This window comes from Hyalangium minutum, assembly GCF_000737315.1.
GTDB lineage: Bacteria > Myxococcota > Myxococcia > Myxococcales > Myxococcaceae > Hyalangium > Hyalangium minutum.
On the sequence record NZ_JMCB01000003.1, the window covers coordinates 558,302 to 574,556 of the forward strand.

At 67.4% G+C, this 16,255-nt stretch carries 6 protein-coding genes; 1 reads left to right on the forward strand and 5 read right to left on the reverse strand.

Annotated features, from left to right (window positions below):
- Window positions 1-113: 113 nt before the first annotated feature.
- The 3 genes from DB31_RS08815 to DB31_RS08825 all read right to left on the reverse strand — a co-directional run bounded on the left by DB31_RS08815 (window position 114) and on the right by DB31_RS08825 (window position 7,323).
- Window positions 114-1,379 (reverse strand): ABC transporter substrate-binding protein, encoded by a 1,266-nt coding sequence (locus tag DB31_RS08815; RefSeq protein ID WP_044185183.1) that lies wholly within the window; start codon window positions 1,377-1,379, stop codon window positions 114-116.
- 48 nt (window positions 1,380-1,427) lie between these two features.
- Entirely contained in the window at window positions 1,428-3,830 is a 2,403-nt protein-coding gene (locus DB31_RS08820; protein ID WP_044185186.1) for a glycoside hydrolase family 31 protein, read from the reverse strand.
- 79 nt (window positions 3,831-3,909) lie between these two features.
- Entirely contained in the window at window positions 3,910-7,323 is a 3,414-nt protein-coding gene (locus tag DB31_RS08825) for a CARDB domain-containing protein (protein ID WP_044185189.1), read from the reverse strand.
- Window positions 7,324-7,706: 383 nt separating this feature from the next.
- On the opposite strand from DB31_RS08825, the gene DB31_RS08830 reads away from it, so the two are divergent.
- Window positions 7,707-8,429, forward strand: a complete 723-nt coding sequence (locus DB31_RS08830) for a YebC/PmpR family DNA-binding transcriptional regulator (RefSeq protein ID WP_044185192.1) — start codon at window positions 7,707-7,709, stop codon at window positions 8,427-8,429.
- A gap of 27 nt (window positions 8,430-8,456) precedes the next feature.
- Here the strand turns inward: DB31_RS08830 and DB31_RS08835 are convergent, their stop codons facing one another.
- Both DB31_RS08835 and DB31_RS08840 read right to left on the reverse strand, forming a co-directional pair.
- Complete coding sequence (locus DB31_RS08835; protein WP_044185195.1) at window positions 8,457-13,961, reverse strand: DNA repair ATPase; 5,505 nt, start codon at window positions 13,959-13,961, stop codon at window positions 8,457-8,459.
- Window positions 13,962-13,992: 31 nt separating this feature from the next.
- Window positions 13,993-16,224, reverse strand: coding sequence for a flotillin family protein (locus DB31_RS08840; RefSeq protein WP_205628482.1), 2,232 nt, complete (start codon window positions 16,222-16,224; stop codon window positions 13,993-13,995).
- Window positions 16,225-16,255: the final 31 nt, after the last annotated feature.

A 16,255-nucleotide genomic window follows, 5' to 3' on the forward strand; every position in this document is an offset into this window, starting at 1 on the left:
GGACTACATTGCCCCACCTCCTTCGCGCAGGGCGTCCAGCGCGAGGAGCAGGAGAGAGCAAATTTCCCGCTCTCCCCCTCCCCTTCAGCTCAAGGCCGCGCGAGCGTCTCCGCTCACCACTTCCCGTTCTTGCTCAGGCCCTTGAGCTTGGTCTCGGCCTTGGCGAAGTTGTCGGCCGCCTTCCCCTTGCCGGAGAGCGTGGCGTAGACGCTGTTGCGGAACTCGTTGCTCACCTGGTTGTACTTCGTGCCGGTGATGGTCGGCCGAGGCACCGCGTTGGTGAAGGTGGTGTAGAGGCTGCCGAAGAACGGGTTGGCCTTCAGCAGCTCCGCGTCCTGGTAGAGGCTGGTGATGGTCGGGTTGAACGCACCCACCAGGGCCCGGCGCTTCTGCTCCTCGTAGCTGGTCAGGTACTTCACCAGATCCACCGCCAGATCCTTGTGCAGCGAGTACTTCGGCACCCCGAGCTGCCAGCCACCCAGCGTGCCCGTGGACTTGCCGTCCGCGCCACCCTTGGGCAGCGCCATCACGCCCACCTTGCCCTTGATCGGGCTGTCCTTGTTGTTGGCCAGCGCCCACGCATACGGCCAGTTGCGCATGAACACCGCATTGCCGGACTGGAAGGCGCCGCGAGCCCCCTCCTCCTCGTAGCTCAGCACGCCCTTGGGCACCACGTTGCCCACCAGCGAGGCGATGAAGTCGACGGCCTCCGCGGCCTTCGGGTTGTTGAGCGTGACCTTGCCCTGGGGATCCACCACCGTGCCGCCGCCGAAGGAGTCCACCCACTCCAGCGCGTTGCACGTCAGGCCCTCGTAGGACTTGCCCTGGAACACGAAGCCCACGAGCTTGTCATTGCCCGCCTTCTTCTCACCCTCCAGCACCGTGCGGGCCGCCTGCGCCAGCTCCTGCCACGTGGTGGGCGGCTTCTGCCCGTACTTCTCCAGCAGATCCGTGCGGTAGTAGAGCAGCCCCGCGTCCGTGAACCAGGGCATGGCCACCAGCTTCCCGTTCACCGTGTTGTTCTGCACGATGGGCTGGAAGTGCTGCTTCAGCACGTCCTCGGGGATGTAGGGCTTCAAGTCGATGAAGTGGTTGGCCACGAGGCCCGGCCACACGATGTCGATGCGCGCGACATCCAGATCCGTCGAGCCCGCCGCCAGCAGCTGCTGAAGCTGTGCCAGCTCCTGGGTGGCATCCGTGGACGCGCTCATGATCTGCACGGTGTGCCCAGTCTTCTTCGCCCAGGCCTCCGCGCCCTGCGTGCACAGGTCCTTCTCCATGCCCACGCTGCCACAGGCGATGTGGAGCGTCTCGGCTCGCGCCAGTGTGGGGTTGACCAGCGCCGCCGCAGCTACGAGCCCTGCCATGACCTTCTTCATTGCGTGTGTCTCCCTTGCTGCCAGGCGCTCCGGGCTTGGAGCGCGTCCCTACAAAAGGATCTCCAGCCGCCTCCAGTCCCCCTCCACGTCGAGCGTGAGCTTCCCCTCCGCGAAGCGGTGCTGTCGGGCGCCTCGCACCTCGCGGGGAGCGGGCAGGCCGTAAACACACAGCGTCTCCTGCTGGCGCGCCAGCGGCAACTCTCCTTCCGTTGCACGCTCGAGCACGCAGCGGCCGGACTGCCACTCTCCGACGAGCCGCGTTAGCCGCGCCGCGCCATAGCCCTCGCCCGCGTCTTCATACAGACGCGCGTCAATGCGCGGCGCCGCGTGGATGTGCCACGTGAGCTGCTTCCACTGGGCCGTGGTGGTGTGCAGCGCCGGCTCCGTGAGCGCCACCGCGCCTCCCGCACGCAGCCACAGCGGCACCGTGTCCAGCGGGGCCTCGGCCAGCGTGTGCTGCCGCCCCTCGAGGATCTCCCCGGAGGGCGCCAGCTGCGAGAAGGGCAACCACCGGCCCTCGGGCAGGTACATGTGCCGCCGCGTCCGGTACTGGCGAACGATGGGCGCGACGAGCAGATCCCGGCCGAACAGGAACGCATCGTCCATGCGCAGCGCCTCCGTGTCCCCAGGCGCATACATGACGAGCGGACGCATCACCGGCAGCCCCTCCACGGACGCCTCGTGCATCAGCGTGTAGAGGGTGGGCAGCAGCCGGTAGCGGTGCTCCATCCACTGGCGGGTGAGCGACAGGTAGGGCTCGCCGAAGCACCAGGGCTCCTGCTGCGGCGTGCCCTTGGCGGAGTGGTTGCGCAGCATCGGGTAGAAGGCGCCCAGCTGCGTCCAGCGCACCAGCATCTCCCCGGAGGCCCGCCCCAGGAAGCCCGGCACATCCACTCCCGCGAAGGACACCCCGGACAGACCCAGCCCCAGGAGCATGGAGATAGAGAGTTCCAGGTGCGCCCAGTAGCTGGAGTTGTCCCCCGTCCACACCGCAGCGTAGCGCTGGATGCCAGCGAAGCCCGCCCGCGTCAGCACGAAGGGCCGCCGCTCCGGTGCCAGCTCGCGCAGCCCCTCGTAGGTCCCCTTCGCCATGCCCAAGGCGTAGACGTTGTGCACCTCCAGGTGGCGCCTGTCGCCGTGCCGGGCGTCATAGGGCAGCGTGATCCCCTCCACCTTGCCCACGTCCGCCGAGGGCACCCCGGGCACGGAGAAAGACTCATTCCCGTTGAGGAGCTTGAAGCAGGACGGCTCGTTCATGTCGTTCCAGAAGCCCGAGATGCCGGTCTCCAGGAACTCCTTGTGCAGCTTGCCCCACCACTTTTGCACCGGCGCGCGCGTGAAGTCCGGGAACACGGCGGGCTTGGGCCACACCTCTCCGAGCAGCACGCTGCCCCGGTCATTGCGCACCAGGAAGTCGCTGGCGAGCGCCTCGTCATAGACGCGGTAGCCCGGCTCGGCCTTCACCCCGGGATCGACGATGGTCACCAGCCGCACGCCCTGCTCGGCCGCCTCGCGCGCCAGCCCAGCGGGATCCGGATAGCGGGTCTTGTCCCACGTCCAGACCTTGTAGCCCTCCATGTAATCGATATCGAGGTACAGGCAGTCCAGCGGGAGCCGGGCCTTGCGATAGCCGTGGAGGACAGCGCGGATGTCCTTGGCGTTCTCGTAGCCCCAGCGAGACTGCTGCGCCCCCAGGCTCCAGAGCGGCGGCAAGGGCGCCCGGCCCGTGAGCGCGGTGTAGCGCTTCACCACGTCCGAGGGCAGCGGGCCCGCGAACACATAGGCATCCAGTTCGGGGCCCGAGGACTCCCATCGCACGCCCAGGGGATCCTCGGCCGCCACGTCCACTTCCATCCTCCACGACTCATCGAGGAAGAAGCCCCAGGCGATGCCATCGCGCAGGCCCAGGCTGAAGGGGATGGACTGGTAGAGCGGATCCGTGTCCGGGTGGTGCGGCAGCACGTCCGTGTTCCAGAAGGTGAAGCGCATGCCGCGCTTGTCGAGCGCCCCCACCTTCTCGCCGAAGCCCAGCCAGGCCTCGTCGACGGGCGAGCGCAGCGTGAGCCGGGAGCGGAAGCGCGTCACGGGGTAGTCCGGCCGCACCTCTCCGGCGAAGCTGTCACACCGGGCGAGCTCCCGGCCGCCGGCATCCCTCAGCCGCCAGGTGCCCAGTGCCAGCTGCACCTCCAGCGACAGCTCTTCCGTGCCCACCACCACGGTCTGCTCCGCGCCCTGCCCCTCCCGGCGGATCGACAGGGGCCGCTCCAGATGCTCCAGCACGGACCAGGACTGCTTGGAGGGCACCTCTCGCAGCGTGACGGCCGCGGCCCCCAGCGAAGGCAGGTGACGCAGCCTCAGGACTCCGGGCAACGGGCTGCGGATCTCCAGGGCGGAGTGGGAACCCCAGAAGGTGACTCGGGTGGTTTCAGCGGAGAGATCGTTGAAGTGCATGGGCGCTGATAAAAAAGAGAGGCTGCCCATAGCATTCCTTGGGCAGCCCCTCTCTAGAAAACCGGCAACTTCTTACGCGCTACCAGTTGTTGCCACCACCGCTGGTGATGGTGAAGCCGCCGCTGCTCTGGTTGGCGACCTTGGCGGTGGGGGCGTTGTTCACCGTCACGTTGGTGAAGGTGCCGCCGCCCCGCGCCGTGGACAGCACCTGGATGCCGTAGTTGGTGGGGTTGTTGATGGTGATGTTCTGGAAGGCCAGGTTGGTGAACACGCCTCCGTTGCTCTGGATGCTGATGCCCTGGTACGTCGGGTCGATGATGTCCACGTTCTTGATCGTGATGTTGTTGGTCGGGTTCTGGTCGGCGCGCAGCCAGATCGAACCGAACTGCTGCCCACCCCAGTAGGTGCCGCCGCTGCGGATGATCGTCAGGCCATCCACCGTCGCGGACTGCATGGGGTACGGATTGAACTCGGAGCTGACCGTCAAGCCGGGATAGGTCAGCGTGTCGGAGACGACGCTGTTCTCGATCCGGTTGTTGAGGCCGCCGTAGATGGCGAAGCCCGCGGCGCGCCAGACGATCTGCACGGTGCAGTTGCGAATCACGTTGTTGGTGGCCGGGAACGGGTACAGGTCGGTCGCGGACCAGATGGCGAACGCATCGTCACCCGTGTTGCGGGCGTGGGAGTTCTCCACGATGCTGTCCTTGGTGCCGTTGCAGAGGTTGACGGCGTCCGCGCCGGTGTTGCGGAAGCGCGAGTTGCTGATGCGCAGGTTCGTCGACTCGGAGTTGCCGCCCACCCAGTAAGCGCACTGGACGTGCTCGACCCACATGTTCTCGATGACGGTGTTCTTGTAGGCCGAGTTCACCCACGCCTTGCCGCCCTGGGTCCGCAAGCCATCCGTGTTGCCGAAGATGGCGAAGTCCCGGAACTTCGCGTTGTCGCCAGTGATGATGAAGCCCGTCTGGCCCCAGCCCGCATCCTCGTTCAGCGCGGCGTTGTAGAGCTTCGTGTACCACATGCCCGCGCCCTGGATGGTGACGCCCTTGACCTGGATCTTGTTGGTCTGGTCGAAGGTGCCCGGCGGCAGGTACACACCCGCGTAGGTGCCAGCCTGCACCGCCCAGATGGCCTGGTTGATGGCGTTCTCGTCCGAGATGCCGTCGTTGGGGATCGCGGGCGCCCAGCTGTGGCCGCCCTCGGTGACGTCGATGTAGCCCGCGGGCTTGGCGATCGGCGCGCCCACCAGCTCCAGATCGATGAAGTCGATGGCGTAGTACGGCGAGGTGTCGCCCGAGTCCTTCTGCAGGCGAACGGTGGCCCCGGCCGGGATGGTGGTGTTCAGCAGCTTGCTCGACTCGTCATAGATGCGGCGCGGGGCGCCGGCCGAGGGCGAGTTGAACTGGGTGGCATCATCGCCGTAGACCCAGGCCTCCTTGGAGGAGAGGTTGAGCGTCCCCAGCTTGCTGCCGTTGACGTAGAGGCTCAGCGTCGCCTGGATGCCACCACCGCCCGCCGCGTCCGGCATGCTGTTGCGGACCACGATGGCGTTCGCCGGGGCCACGGTCGTCCACTCCACGTACTGGCCCGTCGCGTTGAGGACCACCGCCTTGCGGCCCGAGGCCTCACCCGCGATGGTGCCCAGCGCCCGGCTCGGGCCCTGGACGGCGCCGTTGGTGCGCCCGTTCTCCGCCTCGTACTCGATCCAGGGCACGTTGGCGCCACGGCCGACGAAGAGGCTCGAGGTCAGCGAGTTGTTGGTCTCCACGGACTCGGAGATGGCCGACGCGGGGTCCACCGTCGCCACAAGGGTGTGGTTGCCGTTCGTGGCCGTCCACGTGCCGCTCAGGGTGACCGCCGCGCCGGCGCCCGCCGCGAGCGAGCTGGGCACCGTCCCATTCAGGGTCGTCGCTCCATCAATCACCAGCCGCACCGCCACGGAGGAGCCGGGCGTGGGATCGAGGCCCTGGTTCGTCACCGTCACCGTGAAGGAGACCGCCGCGCCCGCCGCGGGCGTCGACGGCGTCGAGGAGATGGCCTGGACGATCAGGTCCGGACCGGGGCGCCGCGACACCGTCAGCGTCTTGGTGAAGCTGTTGTTGCTGTCGTTGAACTCGGCGATGGCGTTGTCCGGATCCACCACGGCCGTGACCGGATAGCTGCCGTACGAGGTGGACCACGAAGCGTTCGCCGTCAGGGTGACGCTGGCGCCCGCCGCGAGGGACGTCGTCGAGGGCAGCGTCGACACCGCGACCTCCGCGCCGTTCACGAGGAAGGAGACCTTGTGGACGCTGCTCGGGCTGGCGCCGGTGCCGGCGTTCTTCACGACGGCCTTGAAGGAGATGGCCTCGCCCTCCTGCGGGGGGCTGCTCGGCGCGGTCCACTGGATGTCGGTGACGGTCAGGTCCGCCCGCTGCGTGGCCGTGGCGGCCACGGTGATGTAGTCCAGGTTGACGTTCGCCACGTCTCCCGCGTCGTACTGGTACGCCACCGCGTTGCTGCCCGCGTTCAGATAGACGGCCTGCGCCTTGTTGGCCCAGGTCGTCCAGGCGCCCGTGGTGGGCAGCGAGACCTGGCCCTGCTTCGTGCCGCCCACGTAGAGCGAGAGGTTGGAGTCCGTGAAGCCATTGCCGTAACGCAGCGTGACGTCGTACCAGCCGGCGCTCGCGACGGACACGTTGAACTGGGTGCGCGCGCCCTGGGTCCAGTAGCCCTCCACGAAGCCCGTGCCGCTGTAGCCTGTGTGGTTGCTGTTGATCTGCGCGCCCCCGCTCAGGGTCGCGGACTCACCCTCATACTTCGAGCCGCCGGTGCTCGCCGTGTACGTGGCGGTGATTGTCGTCGCGGCCGCGGTCATCGTGTACGTCGTCGAGGCCGAGCTGGCATTGCCGAAGCTCGAGGCCACGCCACCAGTCCAGCCATTGAAGACCTGGCCGGACGACGGAGCGTTGGCCGAGATGTTCACGACGGCGCCGGACGCGTAGGAGCCACTGCCCGAGCCGTTGTTCACGGTCAGTGCATAGGTCGTTCCGCCCGCAGGCGAGCCCAGGATCTGGAACTCCGCGACCTGACCGCCCGGGGCGCCGCTGTTCGCGGTGAACTGGAGCCGCACCTCGCTCACCGTCCCAGAGACGGGGATCGTCACCTGATTGCCCGTCGACGGATTGAAGGTGTAGGTCGCCGAGGCCACGAGCGTCGAGAAGGTGGTCGTGCTGGCGTTGTGTCCCAGCACCGAGAACGTCTGGGTGCGCGTGCTCCAGGCACTGTCCGGGTTGAGCTGCACCACGACGGAGCTGATCGTGTGGTTGCTGCCCAGGTTCACCGTCAGCGTGTTGGGGTACGCGTTGGCCGTGCCCTCCCAGTAGGTGGCCCGGTTGTTGTCGTTCGCGTTCGTCGCCGCGTAGACCTGCGTGTAGCCGGAGGTCGTGATGCTCTTGCCGAGCGCGACGTTCGTGTCCACCGCCTGCGTCACGACTCCGGCGGGATCCACCACGGAAGCTGAAGGCGAAGGTTCGCAAGCGCTGATGAGCAGTTGGAGAACCATCCATACGGCGACGCCGCTTGTGCGCCGCCAATCTGACACTCTCGTGTTTTTCACTCGTGCCTCCTGCCGTGGGGGTCTGGAGCGTTTCGCATTGCGTCAAAGACTTGCGTGAATTCCTGAGAACGCTTGCTAAACGCGCGAAACCATCTAAAGGCGATTTTGCTGGCAGTAAAGTGAATTCTGAAAACGCATTCAGAAATAAACGTCTCCTGGCAAACGCTGCACTGCGGCATGGCAGAGTGGGTACACGTCAGTCTGAAAGCGCTTTCCCAGCTGAGACGTAGGGGACAATCCTCCAGCCCCGCCGACGCAGTGATACAAGAGGGCCCGCTATGGGACGCATATTCGAGACACGCAAGGCGACGATGTTCGCCCGCTGGAACAAGATGGCGAAGGTGTTCACGCGCGTCAGCAAGGACATTGCGATCGCCGTGAAGGCCGGGGGCCCGAACCCGGACAGCAACCCGGCCCTGCGCCGCGCCCTCCAGAACGCGCGCGCCGCCAACATGCCCAAGGACAAGGTCGAGGGTGCCATCAAGCGCGCCAGCGGCCAGGACGCGGCCAGCTATGATGTCGTCCTCTACGAGGGCTATGCCCCCCACGGTGTCGCTGTGATTGTCGAAACGGCCACTGACAACGTCGTCCGGACCGTCGCCAACGTGCGCATGCGCTTCAAGCGCAACGAAGGCAGCATGGGCAACACGGGCAGCGTGGCCTTCCAGTTCAAGCGCATGGGCGTCTTCCGGCTGAGCCCCGAGGGCGTGGATCAGGAGGCCTTGGAGCTGGACCTGATCGACCACGGGCTCGAGGAGATGGGCGAGGGCACCGGCGAGAAGGGCGAGAAGCAGATCGTCATCCGCTGCGCCTTCAACGACTTCGGCAAGCTGCAGTCGGCCATCGAAGCGCGCGGCCTCACGGTGGTGTCCGCGGACTCGGAGTACATCCCGACGACCCCCGTGGAGCTCCCCGAGGACAAGGCGACCGAGGTCCTCAAGCTCGTGGACGATCTCGAGCAGGACGAAGACGTGCAGCGCGTCTTCCACAACCTCGGCTGATCGCCCTGCCCTGCCCCTCCCGGGGCCTCAGCGCAGTTGCATGATGACCTGCACCAGCGCCAGGGCCTCGGTGACGGACTGCCAGACCTGCATGGCCTTCAGGTCTTCCTCGCCGGACTGGAGGCTGCGCTTCGCGGCGCGCTCCAGGGGCTCCAGGGCCGCCTGGATGAGCGCCACCTGCCTCGGGAGATCCACCGGAATGGGCGCGGAGGCGGCTCGCTGCAGCGCGGGCGCCATCTGCACCTGGCGCTCCGACATGGCCGCCACCGCCTTCGTGAGCTGCTCCATATAAGGACCCAGGTCCGGAGGCGGAGCCGCAGCCGCCGGGGCAGCCGCCGGAGCCTGGATCGAGCGCTCGGCCAGGGCCTTCATCACCTTCGCCAGGTGCTGGAGGTACGGCGTCAGATCCGTTCCCGAAGTCACATTCACCACCGGTGCGGGCGGCGGCGTCTCCTTCACCTCGCGGGCCACCTTCGCCACCTCGAGCACGGCTTCGCGCAGCGCCTCCAGGCGCGGCGTCACGGTCGCCACGGGATCCGGACCGGGCTTTCGCTCCTGCTGGCCCTTGCGCACCGTCTCCGCGGCCTGAGAGACGGCCTGTCCCACCACGCCCAGCTGCTCCTCGATGGCGCTGAGCTGGCCTGTCACGCGAGCGACCGGATCGTCCTCCTTGCCGCCCATGCGCTTGATGCGCGCGAAGCCCTGCTTGATCTCCTCCCAGCGCTTCGACTTCTCCGGAGTGAGCCGCCCGCGCATCTCGGACAGCTTGAGCAGGTTCTGCTCCGCCGCCGTGGTGAGCGTCTGGGACTCGCCCTGGTAGTGGTCGTCGATGAGCCGCTCCAGCTCCTCGTCGGTCATCGCCGCGACCACCTTCTCGGCGAGCTTGTTCATGTTGCGGTAGCTGCCCTGGAGCTTGAACGCGGGCTCGCTGCGGAAGCGCTCGTCCTGCGCCGCCGAGGCGATGTACTGCAGGTTCACCTTCAGCAGCACCTTCTGCACCCGGAACAGCCGCTCCAGCACCGCGGTGATCTCCTGGATCTCCGCCGCCGCGTAGCCGTACGAGAGCTCGCCCGTGTTCACCTCTTCGCCGCGCGACATCCGGATGAACTTGTGGATGTCACCCTGATCGCGCGTGGCCAGCGGGGCCAGCGCCGAGTTCGAGGTGAGCGAGTTCTCGATGTAGCTGAGCGAGAACAGATCCTCCTTGCCGTCGAGGATGTCGCCCAGGTTGTACGTGTCGGCGCGGTTGGCGAGCATGTCCGGGATCTTGAAGCGCTCGCCCGTCTCCGTGTACGGGTTGCCGGCCATCACCACGCAGAACTTCTTGCCGCGCAGGTCATACGTGCGCGTGCGGCCGTTCCAGACGCCCTCGATGCGGCGCTGTCCGTCGCACAGCGAGATGAACTTCTGCAGCAGCTCCGAGTCCGTGTGCTGGATGTCGTCGAGGTAGAGCATCACGTTGTTGCCCATCTCGAAGGACAGGTTGATGCGCTCCACCTCCTGGCGGGCGGTGGCGTTGGGCGCCTCCGCCGGATCCAGCGACTTCACCGAGTGCCCCAGCGCCGGGCCGTTCACCTTCACGAAGGTCAGCCCGAGCCGGCTCGCGACATACTCCATGAGCGTCGTCTTGCCGTAGCCGGGAGGCGACATGAGCAGCAGCATGCCCATGCGATCCGTGCGCTTGTTCTCTCCCGCCGCGCCGAGCTGCTTGGCCAGGTTGGCGCCGATGAGCGGCAGGTACACGCCGTCGATCAGCTGGTTGCGCACGAAGGACGTGAGCACCTTGGGGCTCAGCTCCTCCAGCCGCAGCTTCCGGCGCTCGCGCTCCAGCAAGTCCCGCAGCAGGCCACGGTAGGCGTGGTAGGCCGGCACCCGGAGCTGGCGGAACTCGCCCAGCCGCGCCAGGAACTCGTCCAGGCGCAGCATCATCTTGCGGTCTGTGATGCGCGGGTGCTGGCCGAGCAGTCCGGTCACCTCCAGCGAGGTGAGCGCGCCCGCCTCCTGGCGATCCAGCTTGCGCTCCGTGAGCAGCAGCACGGCGGCCTCCGCGGCCACGTGCGCCGCGTCCCCTGCCCCACCCTCGCGCTGCGCCAGGTACGCGTCCACCCAGGCCCGGGCAATGCGCAGGCGCTCGGGCAGGTTCTTCTCCAGGCCCCGCAGATCGTCCTCGAAGGCCGGGCGGTTCCCCTTCCGGTCCAGCTGGCCGAGGAACGCATCCTTGACCGCCACGGCCTCGGCGCTGGTGGTGAAGCGCGGCCGCTCCGCTCCCAGTTCCTCCACGAGGTAGCGCCCGGCCTGCCGGGCCTCCGCGATCGAGTGAGCGATCTTGTTCGCCGTGAGGAAGGCCCCCACGTGATCGCCCAGCTCGTTGCCCAGCACCGTCAGCTCCGCCGCGCTGGAGAACACCGAGCGCAGGCGGGCCAGGCTGCGCGCCCGGCGGTGGAGAATGGTACGGGCCGCGTCGTCCGAGTCGAAGGCCCAGTACAGCGCCGCCCAGGCCCGAGGCGTGGGAGCGAAGCGCAGCAGCCCCGCGCCCTTGTGCAGCGTCAGCAGCTTCTCGAGGATGGCGGCGGCGTCCGAGTCGTGGATGCCGCGCTCGTAGCCCTCATCGAACTTCTCGGCCGAGTACGCGCGCACGCGCTCCAGCAAGGTGCCATCGGCGGCGGACTCGTGCAGAGCCAGGAGGCTCACGCTGCTCCGGCCCTCCTCCACGTCCGCGAGCATGTTGGAAGCCAGATACTCCGAGCGGTACACCTCGCGCGTCTCGGAGACGAGGTGCTGATCCCAGAGTTCCTTGTACTTCTCCAGCTCCGGATCCTCGAGGCGCTGGGCGTAGTCCGTGCCGGTGAGCTGCAAGTAGAGCACGCCGTCGCGCGGCAGCAGCGTCAGCTCCAGCGGCTGGGTGTTGACGTTGAAGCGGTACTTCCCGAACTTGATGACGGACTGGCCGTCCTCGAAGAGATCCTGGCGATCGCGCAGGGCCCGCAGCGCGTCCTGGCGTGCGCTCTTCACGCGCGAGAGCACCTCGTCCGCGCGGACGCTGTCCTGCAGCTCCATCAGCTGCTCGGAGAGCTGGCGCAGCTTCTGGACCATGGTGTCGGACGCGAAGTACGTGTTCAGCTCGTCGTCCGACTTGAAGCTCTTGGCCCGGCGCTGCACGCCCACGAGGATGCGCTCGGCGGCGCTGAACAGGTTCTGCGCGCGGCGCTGGCGCTCGTCCACCAGTGCCTGCTTCTTCGCCCCGAAGGCCTCGATCAGCTCCTCGCGCTTCTGGGTGATGGGGCCGAGGAACTCGTCGAACTCACCGAAGCGGCCCTCCAGCTCCTCGAGCTGGACGGTGATGCGCGACATGCCCTCGTCGCACTTCTCCGGCGTGTCCGCCACGGACAGGCCACTCTCGATGTTCTGCGCGAGCAGCTTGAACTGGGCGCCGAACTCCGCGCGCTTCTCGCGGCCCACCAGCTCCTTGCGCTTCACCTGGAGCCCGGCGCGCACCCGGTTCAGCCGGGAGAACAGCTCGGAGACCCCTTCCAGGATCTTCGCGCGGGCCAGCGGATCGCCCACCTGGAGCCCACCCACCACCTCGCCCAGCACCTCCAGGCCCTTGCCCACCTTCTCGATGTCCTCGGCGAGCGGGGCCAGCTCTGACGTGGTCTGCACCGGCTCCAGCCTGCCCAGCAGCACGTCCAGGCGATCGCCCACGGGCTGGAGCGCCTCGCCCTTCTGGAAGAAGTTCACACAGTCGGCGCTGACGCGGTCCGTCTCCTCGACGACCTGCTTCTCCAGCGCCTCCACCCGCGAGAGCTCGATGTAGCGGATCTCCTTGAGGCTGATGAGGTGGCCGCGCTGCTGACGCAGCTCGGTGAGGGCCTGCATGTAGGCCTCGGCGTTCGTCAGCTCCTCGGGCCGCACCTTCAGCACCAGCGCCTGCTGCTTGGCGTCGGCCTCGGTGATGGCGGTGACGGCGCGCTTCTGCAGCGCCTGGACCTTCTCGAACTCATCGATGATGAGCTCGGCGGTGCGGCGCAGCGCCTCCATGGGCGCCTGGAGCCCCACCTCGGCGTGCGCGAGCCAGTAGTACGCGTCCAGCGCGCGCGTCACCGAACCAATCAGATCCTCATAGATGCGGCGGGTGGGCTTCTCGGACTTCGCGCTGCGCTGCAGGGTGAGCGCGTCGGAGATGCCGCGCACCAGCTCGGCGTTGCCCACCTTGCCCAGGTAGCCGGGGGCCGCGGGCAGGGCGGCGGCGTGCTCGGCGGAGACGAACGGCGTCTGCCAGATCTGCATCGGGTGGACGCGCGTCGGCTCGTTCGAGGTGGCGCGGAAGAGGGCCAGACACCCGTCCGCGAAGAGGCTGTAGCCGTGCCCGAGCAGCGGGTTCTGCACCTCCTTGCGCACCAGGTTGTACGGGAAGAGGACGTAGCTGCCCTCGTCGCGCCGGTGGAAGATGTAGAGCACGTCCTCGCCGTTGGGCGAGCGGATGGCCTTGGTGAACTCCATGCCCTCCGAGGTGCCCTCGAAAACCTTGAAGTCGCCCGTCTGCAGGTAGAAGCCGCCGGGGAAGATGACGCCCTGGTCCTCCGGGAGCCGGACGCACGCCTGCCCGATGGCGTCGATGCGCACCACGTGCTGTGTGCGCGTGTTGAAGACGAGGTAGCGGTGCTCCTTCTCGCGGAACGGCAGCACGCGCAGCAGAATCAGCGCGCCCACCTGTGAGTAGGCGATCTCCGCGTCATCCAGAGACTGGTCCGCGTCCGCCACGGGCTCGCTGTAGATGCCCAGGCCCGTGCTGGTGTTGTTCTCCACCTTGACGGTGAGGTCGCCCTTCACCGTCTCCACGAAGACCTGATCCAGGATGTTCACGTGCGGGTGGGTGCCCAGCACGTAGTTCTCGCGCCGCGCCACCGTCCACTCGAAGTCGTGTGACGGCGGGAAGACGTGATCGCGCTCGCCCTGGTTGTCGATATAGGTAGCGCGGCCCTCCACATCGACGCTGAAGCGGAACACCTTGATGTCCCGCAGGGTCAGGCCCGTCTGGAAGATGGCCAGCAGCCGCGACTCGGTGCGAACCAGCTGCAGCAGCTTTGCGTCCTTGTAGTACTTGTACAGCTCCCCAAAGTCCTTCACGAACCGGGGATCCGCCAGGAAGCCACCGGCCTCCGTGGTGGGCACAGCGGAGAGATCGAAGCCCTCCGCCGTCTTCTCGAACTTGTGCAGCGAGAAGACGTCCGCGACGGTCGTCTCCTTCTTCAACCCGATGAAGACGTTGTAGCCGAAGAGCAGGTACTTCCCGACGCTGACGATGTCGCGCGGGACGCAGTTGTTCTCCGTGCGGACCCGCTCGTTCCCGATGACGGTGAGCTCGGTGCCACCAAAGAGGGCCTTGCGGCGCGCGTTGAGATCCGCGGCTCGGGTGCCCAGCTCTTCCGCCTGAGCGAGCAAACGGGCGCGGATGACCTCGTAGCTGCCGCCCTCCAGCGTCGTCTCGCCCGCGGGGGCAGTCCCCGCGGGCTTCGCGCCGTCAGTTGCCATGAATGTTCACCGGGAAGGAACGGGTGGGAGCCTAGCCCTGGGACTTCTCAGAGGAGGCCGGCCGGGCGCTGCCCTCGACGATCGGCTGCTGCGGCTGAGCCGCGGCCTGCGGAGCCGGAGCGCTGGTCACCATGCGGTGCAGGAGCGCCGCCACGGCCAGGTTCTGCGCGTCGTTGGTGAGCCCGGGCTTGGAGAGGATCTCCTTCAGATCCGCGGAGAGATCCTTCTCGCCGGACAGGTAGGGCTGGGCCACCGTGCGCAGCGCCTCGCCGTGATCGAGCGCGCCGTCCACCGAGGCGCCAACTGTGACGGCCTTGACGAACCGCTCGAAGAACTGGCCGTCGCCGCCGACGATCTGGAACTTCGCGTGGCTGAAGGCCTCCGCGAGCACCTTGGCCTGAGACTCGGCCACGGACTGACGGACGCGGATGGCCTCGAGCTCCACATCGCGCTCCTTGGCCAGGCGCAGGCGGAACTCCTCGTGCTCCCGGCCCACGCCGTCCAGCGCCTTCATGGAGTTGGCCTTCTCGGCCAGGCCCTTGGCCTCGGCCATGAGCTTCTCCTGGATGGCGACCGCCTCGGCCTCGCCGCGCTTCTGGATGGCGCTGGCCTCGGCCTCTTGGGCACGCGCGTGCGCCAGGCCCTTCTCCTGTTCGCCGGATGCCTCCGCCAGCAGGCGCTTCTGCAGGGCGGCCGCCTCGGCCTCCTGGATGCGCGCCTTGGCGAGACCCTTCTCCTGCTCACCCGCGGCCTCCGCCAGCAGCCGCTCGCGGATGGCCTCGGCCTGGGCATGGCCCTGCTTCTTGATGACCTCGGCCTCGGCCTCCTTCACGCGCACGTTGGCCAGGCCCTGCTTCTCGCTGGCCACGGCGTCCGCCTCCCTCACGCGCACGTTGGCCAGGCCCGGGGCGGCCGTCTCCGCCTGGACGCCCTCGGCCAGCCGCGCCTTCGCCTTGGCCGTCTTGTCGGCGGCCTCGAGGTCCGCCTCGGCCAGGGTGAGCCGCTCCTTGGCCAAGTACTTGGACACCTCGTTGCTGGCCTCGGCGGCCTTGATGTCCTTGACGAGCTTCTCCTGAGCGTGGGCCTCGGCGGTGATGAGCAGCGCGTCCTTGTGGCGCTTGGCCTCGGCCGTCACGCGCAGATCCTTGATGCGCTCCTCCTCCTCGGCCACCGTCTTGTCCACGGCGATGCGCGAGCGGATGACGTCCGCGATGGCCTTCTTCTCCGTCTCGAGCGCCTTCTCCTTGGCGATGCGCTGCAGCTCCGTCTCCCGCTCGCGGTTGATGGCCTCGAGCATCCGATCCTTCTCGACGCGCTCGGTCTCCACACCCACCACGCGCTCGCGGTTCTTCTCCGCGACTTCGACCTGGCGCTGCTTGTTCTGCTCGTTGATGAGGATCTCTTCCTCGGCCTTGATGCGAGCCAGCTCCGACTTGGCGTGCTCCTCGGACTTCACGCGCTCGGCCTCGGACGTCTCGCGGGCCTGGACGCTCTCGATCTCCCGCTTCTGCTTGGCGGCGGCCTCGGTGCGCTGGCGCTCGAGGGCGAAGATGGCCTCGTCCGCCTCCACGTTGCGCTTGGTCATGGCCATGCGCTCGTTCTGCTTCAGCTCGTTGGTGCTGACGTTCTGCACCGTGGTGAGCTCGGTGATCTTCCGGATGCCCTGCGCGTCCAGGATGTTGTCCGGATCGAGCATCTCGACCGGCGTCTGCTCCAGGAAGTCGATGGCGCAGTCCTCCAGCATGTAGCCGTTGAGATCCCGGCCGATCACCTTGACGACCTCGTCCTTGATCTCGTCGCGCTGGGTGTAGAGGTCCTCGAAGTCGAACTTCTTGCCCACCGTCTTGAGGGCCTCGGAGAACTTGGCCTCGAAGAGGTTCTCCAGCGTCTGCTGGTCACTGGCGCGGACGCAGCCGATGGCGCCAGAGACCTTGAGCACGTCCTCGCGCGTCTTGTTCACGCGCACGAAGAAGGTGACCTTGATGTCCGCGCGGATGTTGTCCCTGCAGATCAGGCCCTCCTTGCCGCGCCGGTCGATCTCCACCGTCTTCAGGGAGATGTCCATCACCTCGGCACGGTGGATGATGGGGATGACCACCGCGCCCGTGAAGGTGACGGTCGGCTCGCTCTTGAGCGTGTTGATGATCAGCACCTTGCCCTGATCCACCTGCCGGTAGAAGCGAGCGATGGTGAAGAGGGTGCCGAACAGCAGGACGCTGCCGGCACCGATGGCTCCGGCGACTGTGGGGAGATCCAGATCCATTGCGATCCTTCTAACGTGACAAGCGGCGGGC

Excerpts from the sequence above, each read along its gene's own strand:
- DB31_RS08830 (WP_044185192.1), top strand. The coding sequence starts at position 7,707 with ATGGGACGCATATTCGAGACACGCAAGGCGACGATGTTCGCCCGCTGG.
- DB31_RS08820 (WP_044185186.1), bottom strand. The coding sequence starts at position 3,830 with ATGCACTTCAACGATCTCTCCGCTGAAACCACCCGAGTCACCTTCTGG.
- DB31_RS08840 (WP_205628482.1), bottom strand. The coding sequence starts at position 16,224 with ATGGATCTGGATCTCCCCACAGTCGCCGGAGCCATCGGTGCCGGCAGC.
- DB31_RS08835 (WP_044185195.1), bottom strand. The coding sequence starts at position 13,961 with ATGGCAACTGACGGCGCGAAGCCCGCGGGGACTGCCCCCGCGGGCGAG.
- DB31_RS08815 (WP_044185183.1), bottom strand. The coding sequence starts at position 1,379 with ATGAAGAAGGTCATGGCAGGGCTCGTAGCTGCGGCGGCGCTGGTCAAC.